The 14,199-nt window shown below is 63.8% G+C and carries 10 protein-coding genes; all 10 read left to right on the top strand.

Features of this window, described 5'->3' with window-relative positions; translation table 11 throughout:
• Window positions 1–38: 38 nt before the first annotated feature.
• The 10 genes from TU80_RS12710 to glgX all read left to right on the top strand — a co-directional run bounded on the left by TU80_RS12710 (window position 39) and on the right by glgX (window position 14,198).
• The gene (locus TU80_RS12710) at window positions 39–485 is read left to right on the top strand and encodes a DUF411 domain-containing protein (RefSeq protein WP_017846388.1); all 447 of its coding nucleotides are present in this window, start codon (window positions 39–41) and stop codon (window positions 483–485) included.
• 3 nt (window positions 486–488) lie between these two features.
• Entirely contained in the window at window positions 489–932 is a 444-nt protein-coding gene (locus TU80_RS12715) for a YqaA family protein (RefSeq protein ID WP_017846389.1), read from the top strand.
• A 43-nt stretch (window positions 933–975) separates the two neighbouring features.
• Entirely contained in the window at window positions 976–1,989 is a 1,014-nt protein-coding gene (locus tag TU80_RS12720) for an alpha/beta fold hydrolase (RefSeq protein WP_057004597.1), read from the top strand.
• Between the two features lie 27 nt (window positions 1,990–2,016).
• Window positions 2,017–2,970 carry a D-2-hydroxyacid dehydrogenase family protein gene (locus TU80_RS12725; protein ID WP_017846391.1) on the top strand — a complete coding sequence of 318 codons (954 nt, stop codon included), beginning with the start codon at window positions 2,017–2,019 and terminating at the stop codon, window positions 2,968–2,970.
• Window positions 2,971–3,451: 481 nt separating this feature from the next.
• Window positions 3,452–5,008 (top strand): glycogen synthase GlgA, encoded by a 1,557-nt coding sequence (gene glgA / locus TU80_RS12730; RefSeq protein WP_079443969.1) that lies wholly within the window; start codon window positions 3,452–3,454, stop codon window positions 5,006–5,008.
• A gap of 19 nt (window positions 5,009–5,027) precedes the next feature.
• Window positions 5,028–6,773: a malto-oligosyltrehalose trehalohydrolase gene (gene treZ / locus TU80_RS12735; RefSeq protein ID WP_046383594.1), complete on the top strand. Its 1,746-nt coding sequence runs from the start codon at window positions 5,028–5,030 to the stop codon at window positions 6,771–6,773.
• Window positions 6,770–8,854, top strand: coding sequence for a 4-alpha-glucanotransferase (gene malQ, locus TU80_RS12740; RefSeq protein WP_057004598.1), 2,085 nt, complete (start codon window positions 6,770–6,772; stop codon window positions 8,852–8,854). Before treZ ends, malQ begins: the two co-directional genes overlap by 4 nt.
• Window positions 8,851–11,619 carry a malto-oligosyltrehalose synthase gene (locus TU80_RS12745; RefSeq protein ID WP_057004599.1) on the top strand — a complete coding sequence of 923 codons (2,769 nt, stop codon included), beginning with the start codon at window positions 8,851–8,853 and terminating at the stop codon, window positions 11,617–11,619. Before malQ ends, TU80_RS12745 begins: the two co-directional genes overlap by 4 nt.
• Window positions 11,620–11,642: 23 nt before the next feature.
• Window positions 11,643–11,909: a DUF2934 domain-containing protein gene (locus TU80_RS12750; protein ID WP_046383597.1), complete on the top strand. Its 267-nt coding sequence runs from the start codon at window positions 11,643–11,645 to the stop codon at window positions 11,907–11,909.
• A gap of 129 nt (window positions 11,910–12,038) precedes the next feature.
• The gene (gene glgX / locus TU80_RS12755; protein ID WP_046383598.1) at window positions 12,039–14,198 is read left to right on the top strand and encodes a glycogen debranching protein GlgX; all 2,160 of its coding nucleotides are present in this window, start codon (window positions 12,039–12,041) and stop codon (window positions 14,196–14,198) included.
• Window position 14,199 lies beyond the last annotated feature (1 nt).

The raw sequence follows: 14,199 nt of genomic DNA on the forward strand, positions 1-14,199 counted from the left end.
GCCCATCCCACAATCTTCTCTGACTTGCGAGACGCCCCATGAAAACCCCATTGCGACTGGCCCTGCTTTCAGCCCTGTTGACCACCGGCCTGGCCCAGGCGGCCGAGCTGATCCCCATCGACGTACACCGCGACGCCAACTGCGGCTGCTGCAAACAATGGATCCGCCATCTGGAAAGCCACGGTTTCAAGGTCAATGATCACGTTGAGACCGATATGAGCGCGGTCAAACAACGCCTCGGCGTCGCGCCGCGCCTGGGCTCGTGCCATACCGCCGTGATCGACGGCAAGTTCGTCGAAGGTCACGTACCCGCCGAGCACGTGTTGGCGCTGCGCAAGCGCGATGATCTGCTCGGTATCGCCGCGCCGGGCATGCCCATGGGTTCGCCCGGCATGGAAATGGACGGCCACGGCGACGCCTACCAAGTCATCGGCCTGACCCGCGACGGTAAAGATGTGGTGGTGGCCGACTACCCGGCACACTGATCGATGCTGACGGGTTACCTGGGGCTGTTTTTTGCGGCGTTCGGCGCCGCCACCCTCCTGCCCTTGCAATCGGAAGCCGTGCTGGTGGGCCTGCTGCTCAGCGGGCATTACAGCCTGTGGTGGCTGCTGGGCATTGCGACGCTGGGCAACGTGCTCGGCTCGCTGGTCAATTGGCTGCTGGGGCGCTCGATCGAGCACTTCAAGGCGCGGCGCTGGTTTCCGGTCAACGCCCGGCAACTCGACAAGGCGCGCCGCCACTACGAACGCTGGGGGCATTGGACGTTATTGCTCAGTTGGGTGCCGATCATCGGCGACCCGCTGACCTTGATCGCCGGGGTGATGCGCGAACCGCTGTGGCGCTTTTTGCTGCTGGTGACCCTGGCCAAGGGCGTGCGTTATGGCGTGCTGGCCGCGCTGACCCTGCACTGGGTGTTAATCCCCACTTAATCGCCTGCAAACAGCATCCGAGCTCCCCACTCGGAGCCCCGCCATGCCTCTACTGCGCACCTTTTGCGTTGCCGGCCTGCTCGCCGCCGGCGCAGCGCCCGCATTCGCCACCACCGAAGGCCCCAGCTACGGGCCTGAACTGCAGGGTTTCCAATACCCTTATCCGGTTCAACAGTTCCGCTTTCAGTCCCAGGGCAAATCCCTGCACATGGGCTACATGGACATCCCGGCCAGCGGCACAGCCAACGGTCGCAGCGTGGTGCTGCTGCACGGCAAGAACTTCTGCGGCGCCACATGGGAGGGTTCGATCAAGGCGCTGAGCGACGCCGGTTACCGCGTGATCGCACCCGACCAGATCGGCTTCTGCACCTCGAGCAAGCCCGACAGCTACCAGTACAGCTTCCAGCAACTGGCGATCAATACCCACCAACTGCTGGAAAAACTCGGCATTCAGAAGGTCACCCTGCTCGGCCACTCCACCGGCGGCATGCTCGCCACCCGCTACGCGCTGCTGTACCCAGAGCAAACCGAGCAACTGGCGCTGGTCAACCCGATCGGCCTGGAAGACTGGAAAGCCCTCGGCGTGCCTTATCGCAGCGTCGACCAATGGTACGAACGCGAATTGCAGGTGAGCGCCGACGGCATCCGCAGCTACGAGCGCGACACCTACTACGCCGGCCACTGGAAGCCCGAATACGAGCGCTGGGTACAGATGCTCGCCGGCCTGAACAAAGGCCCCGGCCACACCCAGGTGGCATGGAACTCGGCGCTGATTTACGACATGATCTTCACCCAGCCGGTGTACTACGAGTTCAAGGACCTGCAGGTGCCCACGCTGTTGCTGATCGGCACCAGCGACACCACCGCCATCGGCAAAGACCTCGCGCCGCCGGCGGTGAAGGCAAAGATCGGGCACTACGCAGTGCTGGGCAAACAGGTAGCCAAGTTGATCCCCCGCGCCACCCTGGTGGAATTCCCCGGCCTGGGCCACGCACCGCAGATGGAAGAACCGGCGCAGTTCCACAAGGCCTTGCTGCAGGGGCTCGACCACCTTTAATCCAACGTTATTAAGAGGCGCCCGCGTATGTCGCTACAGATCGCAGTCATTGATGATTGGCAAGACGTCGCCCGTGATGTGGTGGACTGGTCAGCCCTGGCGGCGCTCGGCCAGGTGCATTTTCTGCATGATTACCCGGCGGACACCGCCACGATGGTCGAGCGCCTGAAAGGCTTCGACGTGATCTGCGTGATGCGCGAACGTTCGACCTTCGATAGCCCGTTGCTGCAAGGCCTGCCCAACCTCAAGCTGCTGGTGACCGGTGGCATGCGCAACGCCGCCATCGACCTTGCCGCCGCCAAAGCCCTGGGTATCCAGGTGTGCGGCACCGACAGCTATAAACACGCGGCACCGGAGCTGACGTGGGCGTTGATCATGGCGTCCACGCGCAACCTGCTGGCCGAAGCCAATTCCCTGCGCGCCGGTCACTGGCAGGTGGGTCTGGGCGGCGACCTGCATGGCCAGACCCTGGGAATCCTGGGGCTGGGCAGCATTGGCCAGAAGGTCGCGCAATTTGCCCAGGTGTTCGGGATGCGGGTGATTGCCTGGAGTGAAAACCTTACACCGCAACGCGCGGCGGAATCCGGGGTGACGTGGGTCAGCAAGCGCGACTTGTTCGCACAGGCCGATATTCTCACCATCCACCTGGTCCTCAGCGAGCGTAGCCGTGGGCTGGTGGATGCCGAGGCGCTCGGCTGGATGAAGCCGACGGCACGCCTGGTCAATACGGCACGCGGGCCGATCGTGGACGAACCGGCGCTGCTGGAGGCCTTGAGCAACGGCCGCCTGGCGGGAGCCGCGCTGGATGTGTATGCCGAGGAGCCATTGCCGGTCGATCATCCGTTGCGCCGCTTGCCAAACGTACTGGCCACTCCCCACGTCGGGTATGTCAGCGAGCAGAATTACCGGCAGTTCTATCAGCAGATGATTGCCGATATCCAGGCTTGGGCCGCGGGCACGCCCATTCGCGTGCTCGGCTGACGCACCAATTCAGCGCACGCGCACTGCGGTGACGAGGCGCCTGCTCCCGAAACGCCCCTGAAGCGGGGCGCCAGCCCACCAACCGGACCGCGCGCCCTCGCCACGCGCTATCCACCGATCGCCAGGCGCCCATACCGTTTTCTAACGTCGCATATCGTTACAAGTTTTTTTGTCCTACAAAATTTCCACATAAACCCTACAGTCTTTAGGATTTGTCCTAGACTCAAGCTCGATGGGTCCGTTCAAAAACAAAAGCCCCGCAAAAAATCGAAACTTTCAAACTCTGCCGTAGGTCAGGTTTAGGGTAAGGCGTGCATAAGCGGTTCAGACCGAATGCCCGTCCATCCAATCTATTTCAGCTAACCGTGCAACTGGCACAAGCCTTGCCAGTTTGTATAGCGCTTGTGCGTCTGGCCGCAGGAAGCGGTCTTCGGAGCTAGTGGCAGCGGGCCACCAGCCAACCAACATGTGGGAGAGAACTATGATCAGTGCCGCAGTAGAAACTCAGGGAGAGCGTTTTAGTAAATCGGCAGGGGGGCCAACATCGTTGGTCGATCTGCCCAATGCTGTGCGGCCGGTCGTGAGTCATAACCCCAATCGAAAGAAAGTCTTGTTCGTCACTTCCGAATTTGCCGACCTGGTCAAGACCGGCGGCCTAGGCGATGTTTCCGCCGCCCTGCCCCGCGCCATGGGGCACTTGCACGATGTGCGCGTGCTGATCCCCGGTTACCCGCAGGTGATGGAAAGCGACAACCCGATCCATATCATCGGCGAACTGGGTGGCCACGCCGCGCTGCCGCCATGCAAGATCGGGCGCATGGACCTCAAGGATGGCCTGGTTATCTACGTACTGATCTGCCCCGAACTGTACGAGCGCGAAGGCACGCCCTATGGCGCCAACAACGGCCGCGACTGGCCGGATAACCACATCCGCTTCGCGCGCCTGGGCCTGGCCGCTGCCGACATGGCCGCCAACCTCGCCCAGATCCACTGGTGCCCGGACCTGGTGCATGCCCACGACTGGCCCGCCGGCCTGGCCCCTGCCTATATGCACTGGCGTGGGTCACGCACACCGACCCTGTTCACCATCCACAACCTGGCATACCAGGGCGTGGTCAGCCTGGCCTCCACGCCGGAGCTGGGCATTCCGCCCCATGCGCTGCAACAGGAAGGCATGGAGTTCTACGGCAAGATGTCGTTCCTCAAGGCGGGGATGGCCTACTCCAGCCACATCACCACCGTGAGCGCCACCTACGCCCAGGAAATCACCACCCCGGAATTCGGCTGCGGCCTGGACGGCTTTCTCGCCAGCAAGACCCAGCAAGGCTTGCTCAGCGGCATTCCCAACGGCATCGATGAAAGCTGGGAAGCCTCCACCGACACGCACCTGACCCACAACTTCAATATCGGCGATTGGGAAGGCAAGGCAGTCAACGCCGCCCACGTGCGCAACCTGTTTGGCCTGCATGACTCCACCGGACCGCTGTTCGCCGTGGTCTCGCGGCTGGTCTATCAAAAAGGCCTGGACCTGACCGAAGCGGTCGCCAGCTTTATCGTCGAGAACGGCGGCCAGATCGCGATCATCGGTCGTGGCGAGCCGGAAGAAGAACAGGCCATGCGCGAACTGGCGCTGCGCTTCCCGGGCCAGGTCGGTGTACGCATCGGCTTCAACGAAACCGACGCCCGCCGCATGTTTGCCGGCAGCGACTTCCTGCTGATGCCGTCGCGCTATGAACCGTGCGGCTTGAGCCAGATGTACGCGCAGCGCTTCGGCTCGCTGCCGGTGGCGCGCAACACCGGCGGCCTGGCGGACACCATCGAAGACGGCGTCACCGGGTTCCTGTTCAACGAGTCCACCGTGGACAGCTACCGCGAAGCCCTGAACCGTGCGTTCAAAGTGTTCGCCTACCCAGGCCTGCTCAACGCCATGCGCTGCCGGGCGATGACCCAACCGTTCAACTGGTGCCAGGCGGTCGAACCCTATGCCGAACTGTATGAACAACTGGTGGCCAAGGCGCTGGGGAAATCGACTAAATAATCAAGGGAGGTCTTCATAGATGCCGTTACGGACTCTGGAAACCTGGCCCCACGGCGCAATCATGCTGGACGCGCAACACACGCGTTTCGCCTTGTGGGCGCCAGACGCGTTTTATGTCAGCGTTGAATTGCAAGATGGCCGCTCGGTCGCCATGCTGCCCCAGGCAAATGGCTGGTTCGAAACGGAGATAAAGTGCCCCGCAGGCACGCGCTACCGCTACAACATCGATGGGGAAATGGATGTCCCCGATCCCGCATCCAGGGCCCAGGCCTCGGACGTGCATGGCTGGAGCCTGGTGGTCGACCCGCTCGCCTATGAATGGCGACACCACCCATGGCAGGGCCGCCCCTGGCATGAAGCGGTGATCTACGAACTGCATGTCGGCGCGCTGGGCGGCTTCGCAGCCGTCGAGCAGCACCTGCCACGCCTGGCCGAACTGGGCGTTACCGCGATTGAGTTGATGCCCCTGGCGCAATTCCCCGGCGAGCGCAATTGGGGCTACGACGGCGTGCTGCCCTACGCGCCGCACGCCGCCTACGGCAGCCCCGAACAGCTCAAGCATCTGATCGACAGCGCTCATGAACACGGGCTCGCGGTCTTGCTCGACGTGGTCTACAACCACTTCGGCCCCGATGGCAACTACCTGGGCCAGTACGCCAAAGACTTCTTCCAGCAAGATGTACATACGCCATGGGGCGCCGGCATCGACTTCGAGCGGCGTGAAGTGCGGGACTTCTTTCTGGACAACGCCCTGATGTGGCTGCTCGACTACCGCTTCGACGGCCTGCGCCTGGATGCGGTACACGCCATCGACAACCCCGGTTTCCTGCGGGAACTGGCGCACCGGGTGCGCCAGCAGGTCGACATCGGCCGTCATGTTTGGCTGGTGCTGGAAAACGAACTGAACCAGGCCAGCCTGCTGAAACACGATTTCGATGCGCAATGGAACGACGACTTCCACAACGTATTGCATGTGCTGCTGACCGGCGAAACCGATGCCTACTACAGCGACTTTGCCCAAGCGCCTACCGCCAAACTCGCACGTTGCCTCAGCGACGGCTTTGTCTACCAAGGCCACACCACGCGCCACGGGCATGCACGCGGCGAACCCAGCAGCGGCTTGCCGCCCACCGCCTTCGTCGCGTTCTTGCAGAACCACGACCAGATCGGCAACCGCGCCCTCGGCGAACGCCTGCACCAACTGTGTTCGCCCCAGGCGCTGAAGGCGGCGACCACCTTGCTACTGATGTCGCCGATGATCCCGTTGCTATTCATGGGCGATGAAGTCAACGCCAGCGAGCCGTTTCTGTTTTTCACTGACCACCATGGCGAACTGGCTGAAGCGGTACGCGAAGGACGTCGCAATGAATTCGCCGATTTCGCCGCGTTCCACGACCCCGAGCGGCGCGAGCGGATTCCCGATCCCAACGCGCTGCCGACCTTCGAGCAATCGGCGCCGTCATTCGCCGCCAACGAACACACCGAGTTCTATCGCCACCTGCTGCGCCTGCGCCACCAGCATATCGTGCCGCACCTGCCTGGCAGCGTGGCCCTCGGTGCGCGGGTGCTGGCAGATCGCGCCGTCAGTGCGCGTTGGCGCCTGGGCAACGGCAGCCTGTTACAGATCGACCTGAACCTGAGTGCCACGGCCCTGGATCACCCCGCTGCGCAGCATGTGCTGTTCCAAACGCCGGCGCATGACCACGCGCACCTGGCGCCCTTCAGCGCACGCGTTACCCTATCCCCTGTTGGAGAGCACCCTTGAGCGAAGCGAACCTGGAAATCCTCGCCGGCCGAGCGGGCCTGGCGGTCGATTGGATCGACGCAAACGGCCGCCCGCAACGTGTCAAACCGGACGCCCTGCGCGCCGTCCTCAAAGGCCTGGGCCACCCGGCCGACAGCGATGCCGAGATTGACGCCAGCCTGCGAGACCTGGAGCAAGTGCAACAGGACAAGCACCTGCCGCCCTTGCTCACCGTCGACAGTGGCGAAGGCCTGGACCTGGCGCGCTACTTCGCGCCCGACACCGTCTGCCGGGTCAGCCTCGAGGAGGGCGAAGTCCTCGAATTACGCCTCGACGGCAACGCGGTACTGCCCGGCGTGATCGCCCTCGGCTACCACCAAGTGCATATCGCCGACCAGGCCTTCACCCTGGCCGTGGCCCCTCGTCACTGCTACAGCGTCGCCGATGCCGTCGACAGTCAAACCCCACGTGCCTGGGGCCTGAGCGCCCAGTTGTACGCCCTGCGCCGCCTCGGCGACGGCGGGTTCGGCGACACCCTGGCGCTGGAACACCTGGCCCGCTCGGCCGCCGAACGCGGTGCCGACGCGCTGGCGATCAGCCCGATGCACGCGATGTTCAGCGCCGACCCCGAGCGCTACAGCCCGTACTCGCCGTCGAGCCGCCTGTTTCTCAATAGCCTGTACGCATCACCCGGCTGCATCCTGGGTGAGCGCCAGGTGCGCAATGCCATCGAGGCCTGCGGTCTGGCCGACGAGCTGCACACCCTCGAACAACACACCCTGATCGACTGGCCCACCGCAGCCAAGGCCAAACACCGCCTGTTGCGTGCCCTGTACGACGACTTCCGCCACGGTCAACACCCGCAACACGCCGACTTCCTCAGTTTCCGCCAAGCGGGCGGTGAAGCCCTGGAGAACCACTGCCGTTTCGAAGCGGTCCAGGCCGCGCGCGCCGCCGCTGGCGAAGACCTCGACTGGCGCCATTGGCCAGAGCAATGGCGCAGCCCGCAAAGCCCGGCGCTCCTGCGCTTCGCCGAGGAAAACCGCGACGACATCGGCTTCTACGCCTTCGGCCAATGGCTGATCGCGCGCTGCCTGGAACGCGCCCAACAAGCCGCCCGTGGCAGTGGCATGAGCATCGGCCTGATCGCCGATCTGGCCGTCGGCGCCGACGGTGGCGGCAGCCAGGCCTGGAGCCGCCAGGATGAATTGCTCGCCGGCCTGACCGTCGGCGCGCCGCCGGACATTCTCAACCGCGCCGGCCAGGGCTGGGGCATCTCCGCCTTCGCCCCGGAAGGCCTCAAGCGCCACGGCTTCCGTGCGTTTATCGAGATGCTGCGGGCCAATTTCGCCCATGCCGGCGGCTTGCGTATCGACCATGTGATGGGCCTGCAACGCCTGTGGGTAATGCCCATGGATGCCTCGCCCCAGGACGGCGCCTACCTGTATTACCCGGTGGACGATCTGTTGCGTCTGCTGGCGCTGGAATCGCACCGCCACCAGGCCATCGTCCTCGGCGAAGACCTCGGCACCGTGCCCGACGGCCTGCGCGACAAACTCATCGGCCGCTCGATTCTGGGCATGCGCGTGCTGCTGTTCGAACAGGGTCATGATGGCCAATTCAAGCCGATCCTCGACTGGCCGGACAACGCCCTGGCCACCACCAGCACCCACGACCTGCCAACCCTCAATGGCTGGTGGCACAGCCGCGACATCGACTGGAACGTCCAGCTCGGCCTGATCGATGCGCCCACCACGGAGCAATGGCGCGAGCACCGCCTGCGCGAACGCCAGGCACTGCGCCAGGCCTTGAGCCAGGACCCGCAGAACTTCGTCGATGAAGTGCGCAATGAAACCGACCACATGATCGATGCCAGCGTGCGCTACCTCGGCCACACCCGCGCGCCGCTGGTGCTGCTGCCGCTGGAAGATGCCTTGGGCCTCGAAGAACAAGCCAACCTGCCCGGCACCATCGACACCCACCCCAATTGGCGCCGCCGCCTGCCAGGCGAGGCGGCGAGCCTGCTCGACAATGCGGGTGCCGCACGCCGCCTGGAACTGCTGGCGGTGGCACGCAATCAAGCCCATGAGCGTGACCGATGAAAGCTCTGCCCCTGCGCGCCAGCCAGCGCCTGCAGTTTCATAAAGGGTTCACCCTCGATGACGCGGTGGCTCTGGTGCCGTACTTTGCCCAGCTGGGCATCAGCCATTTGTATGCCTCACCGCTGCTCAGTGCCCGCGCAGGTTCCATGCATGGCTATGACGTGGTCGACCCCACCACCGTCAACCCGGAGCTGGGCGGCGAAGCGGCGTTGCGCCGCCTGGTGGCCGCCCTGCGCCAACACGACATGGGGCTGATCCTCGATATCGTGTCCAACCACATGGCCGTGGGCGGCGCCGACAACCCCTGGTGGCTCGACCTGCTGGAATGGGGCCGGTTGAGTCCCTACTGCGAATTCTTCGACATTCAATGGCACTCGCCCGACCCGCTGCTCAAGGGCCAATTGCTCATGCCGTTCCTCGCCAGCGACTACGGCGAAGCCCTGCAAACCGGCACGTTGACCCTGCACTTCGACGCCGCGCACGGCAGTTTTTCCGTCGAGCACTACGAACACCGCTTCCCGATCTGCCCACAAGATTACGCGACGATTCTGGGCGCCGATGAACTGCTCAAGCCCCTCGCCGACCGCTTCAGCACCCTCGCCTACCAGAGCGATGCCTACGCCGAAGCGGCCTGGCTCAAACAAGCCCTGGCCGAACGCGCCACCGACAACGCCGTGCGGCAGGCCATCGAACAGCGGCTGGGCACCTTCGACGCACGCCAGCCCGACGGGTTCCAGCGCCTGCACGGGCTGTTGGAGCAACAGGCCTATCGCCTGGCCAGTTGGCGCACCGCGGCGGACGATATCAACTGGCGGCGCTTCTTCGATGTCAACGATCTGGGCGGCCTGCGCGTAGAACGCAGTGCCGTGTTCGAAGCCACCCACGGCAAGATCTTCGAGTTGATCAGCCAGGGGCTGGTCGATGGCCTGCGCATCGACCATATCGACGGGCTGGCCGACCCACGCGGGTATTGCCGCAAGCTGCGGCGGCGGGTCGATACGCTGTCGCCCGAGCGTCATCTGCCGATTTTCGTCGAAAAAATCCTCGGCGAAGGCGAAACCCTGCGCGAGGACTGGCAGGTGGACGGCACCACCGGTTACGAATTCATGAACCAGCTGTCGCTGCTGCAACACCGCCCGCAAGGCTTCGCAACGCTGGCCGAGCTGTGGACCCGGCACAGCGAACGGCCGTCGGCCTTTATCGAAGAAGCCTGGCTGGCGCGCCGGCAGATCCTCAACGGCTCCCTCGCCGGCGACTTCGAAAGCGTGGCCCAGGCCTTGCTGCAAGTGGCCCGCGACGACGTGATGAGCCGCGACCTGACCCTCGGCGCGATCCGCCGCGCCCTGCAGGAACTGATCGTGCATTTCCCGGTGTACCGCACCTACATCAGCGCCTGTGGCCGCAGCGAACGCGACGACACGTTTTTCCTGCAAGCCCTGGCGGGCGCGCGCAGCACCTTGAGCGAAGGCGACTGGCCGGTGCTGGACAACCTGGAAAAATGGTTGGGCGGCCAACCGTGGCGCAATCGCCCGCTCGGCCGCGAGCGCAAGCTGCTCAAGCACGCCTGCGTGCGCTTCCAGCAATTGACCTCGCCGGCCGCCGCCAAAGCCGTGGAAGACACCGCGTTCTATCGCTCGGCGGTGTTGCTGTCGCGCAACGACGTGGGCTTCAGTACCGAACAGTTCAGCGCACCGCTGGCCGATTTTCACGCGGCCAATCAGCAGCGCTTGCAGGCGTTCCCCGACAACCTGCTGGCCACTGCCACCCACGACCACAAACGCGGTGAAGACAGCCGCGCCCGCCTCGCCGTGTTGAGCGAATGCGCAGGGTGGTATGCCGAACAGGTGACGCATTGGCGCCGCCTCGCCGCGCCGTTGCGCAACGACGCCAGCAGCCCATCGGCAGGCGATGAGTTGATCCTCTATCAGGTACTGCTCGGCAGTTGGCCGCTGGACCTGCACCTGGACGACCGGCCGGCACTCGAAGCCTATCAACAACGCCTCTGGCAATGGCAACAAAAGGCCCTGCGCGAAGCCAAGTTGCAGAGCAGTTGGAGCGCGCCCAACGAGGCTTACGAACAGGGCGTGGAAACGTTTCTCACGCGCCTGCTGCTCAGCGACGCAGGCCGCGCACTGCGCACCGCCATCGGCGCCGCCGCCCAAGCGATTGCCCCCGCTGGCGCGCTCAATGGGCTGGCGCAATCCTTGCTTCGAGTCACGGTGCCGGGTGTGCCGGACCTGTACCAGGGCAATGAGTTCTGGGACTTCAGCCTGGTCGACCCGGACAACCGCCGCCCGGTGGATTTCAACGCACGGCAGCACGCGCTGGATACCCCACCGGACATCGGCAAGCTGTTGTTCAACTGGCGGGACGGGCGTATCAAACAAGCCTTGATCGCCCAGGTGCTGGCCTTGCGCAAGGCCGATCCTGAACTGTTCCATCGGGGCAGCTACACGCCCCTGGACGTGGTCGGTCGACACGCCGAGCACGTGGTCGCGTTCTGCCGCGAATACCAGGGCAAACGCGCACTGGTGGTGGTGCCGCGCTGGCCCTATCGCCTGCTGGAAAACGGTGTGCATCCCCAGGTCAATGCGCGGGTTTGGGGCGATACCCGAGTGAAATTACCGTTCGCCGCGCCAACCGAAAACTGGAAGGGACTTTTTCATACACGCGCAGTCACACCAGACAAGGAGCTGTTGATCAGCACTGCGCTGGGGGATTTCCCGGTCAACGTCTTTATCGATCCTGATGATCAATCAAGCTGAAATTTTCTGCGAGGAACATTGTGATGAGTACTGAAGACAAACGTGTTCGCGAATTCGCGTATCAGATCTGGGAATCGGAGGGCAAGCCGCAAGGTCAGGATGCGCGCCATTGGGAAATGGCCCGCAAGTTGGCAGAAGCCGAAGCACTGACACCCAGCAAGCCCAAACCCGCCGCAAAACCGAAAACCGCGCCCAAGCCGGCAGCGAAAGCCAAGCCGGCAGCGGCCGCAGGCAAACCGGCCACGCCGGCGGCTAAAAAGCCGGCGGCCACAAAAAAGCCCAAGCCGTAAGCCCTGTGCCGTCATGAACCTCCGGCCGGCAACCCCGGCCGGAGGTCAGCCACTTGCCCGATTATTAGCTGACCCCTCGTCAGCAGGGCTACGTTCGGCCCGAAAAAAGACCCATGCAGGAGCAACACAATGAGCAAAGCCGATAAAAAACAGGCCCCCCCGGCCCACGAACCATCGCGGATTCGCGAAGGTTTGCCCTTCCCCCTGGGGGCGACCTGGGACGGCCTGGGTGTCAACTTTGCCCTGTTCTCGGCCAACGCTACCAAAGTCGAGTTATGCCTGTTCGACGACGCTGGCGTGGTCGAACTGGAACGTATCGAACTCCCCGAATACACCGATGAAATCTTCCACGGCTACTTGCCCGACGCCCACCCCGGGCTGATTTACGGCTACCGTGTGTACGGCGCGTATGACCCGGCCAACGGCCACCGTTTCAACCACCACAAATTGCTGATCGACCCCTACGCCAAACAGCTGGTGGGCGAGCTCAAATGGTCCGAGGCGCTGTTTGGCTACACCATCGGCCACCCCGACGACGACCTCAGTTTCGACGAACGCGACAGTGCGCCCTTCGTGCCCAAGTGCAAGGTCATCGACCCGGCGCACACCTGGGGCGACGACCAACCGGTGCGCGTGCCATGGGACCGCACAATCATTTATGAAACCCACCTGCGCGGCATCAGCATGCGTCACCCCTCGGTCGGCGAGGCCGTGCGCGGCACCTGCGCCGGGCTGATGGAAGACGATCTGCTCAAGCACATCCGCCAGTTGGGTATTTCTTCCGTGGAACTGTTGCCGGTACACGCCTTTGTCAACGACCAGCATTTGCTGGAAAAAGGCATGACCAACTACTGGGGCTACAACAGCATCGCCTTCTTCGCCCCGGACCCGCGCTACCTGGCCAGCGGCAAGATCGCCGAGTTCAAGGAGATGGTCGCGCACCTGCACGAAGCCAAGCTGGAAGTGATTCTCGACGTGGTCTACAACCACACCGCCGAAGGCAACGAGCGCGGCCCGACCCTGTCCATGCGCGGCATCGACAACGCTTCCTACTACCGCCTGATGCCGGACGACAAGCGCTTCTATATCAACGACTCCGGCACCGGCAACACCCTCGACCTGAGCCACCCGTGCGTGCTGCAGATGGTCACCGACTCCCTGCGTTACTGGGCCACCGAGATGCACGTCGACGGTTTCCGCTTCGACCTGGCGACCATCCTCGGCCGTTATCGTGACGGGTTCGACGAGCGCCACAGTTTCCTCGTCGCCTGCCGTCAAGACCCGGTGCTGCGCCAGTTGAAACTCATCGCCGAACCCTGGGACTGCGGCCCCGGCGGCTATCAGGTGGGCAACTTCCCGCCGGGCTGGGTGGAATGGAACGACCGCTTCCGCGACACCGTGCGCGCCTTCTGGAAAGGCGATGACGGCCAGCTGGCGGACTTCGCCGGGCGCATGACCGCATCCGGCGAGATGTTCAACCACCGTGGCCGCCGGCCTTACAGCTCGGTGAACTTCATCACCGCCCACGACGGTTTCACCCTGCATGACCTGGTGTCGTACAACGACAAGCACAACGAAGCCAACGACGAAAACAATCAGGATGGCAGCAACAACAACCTGTCCTGGAACCATGGCGTCGAAGGCCCCACCGACGACCCGGAAATCAACGCCCTGCGCCTGCGCCAGATGCGCAACTTCTTCGCCACCCTGCTGCTCGCCCAAGGTACGCCGATGCTGGTGGCCGGGGATGAGTTCGCGCGCACCCAGCACGGCAACAACAACGCCTACTGCCAGGACAGCGAGATCGGCTGGGTCAACTGGGAGCTGGACGATGACGGCAAGGCGCTGCTCAAGTTCGTCAAGCGCGTGATCAAACTGCGCATGACGTACCCGATCCTGCGCCGTGGCCGCTTCCTGGTGGGCGACTACAACGAAGACATCGGCGTGAAGGACGTCACCTGGCTCGCGCCGGATGGCAACGAGATGAGCACCGAACAGTGGGAAGACAGTCACGGCCGTTGCCTGGGCATGCTGATGGATGGCCGCGCCCAGGAGACCGGGATTCGCCGTCCGGGTGGCGATGCCACGTTGTTGCTGGTGGTCAACGCCCATCACGACTTGGTCAATTTCCGCCTGCCCCCCGTGCCGGAAGGCCAGTTCTGGACCTGCATGCTCGACACCCATGACACGACGATACGCGGGCAGGAACGCTTTGATTTCCACCATGAGTACGCGGTCACCGGGCGCTCGCTGCTGCTGTTTGAACTGCAGCACGACGAAGAGGTGTGAC

The organism is Pseudomonas veronii, from assembly GCF_001439695.1.
GTDB lineage: Bacteria > Pseudomonadota > Gammaproteobacteria > Pseudomonadales > Pseudomonadaceae > Aquipseudomonas > Aquipseudomonas veronii.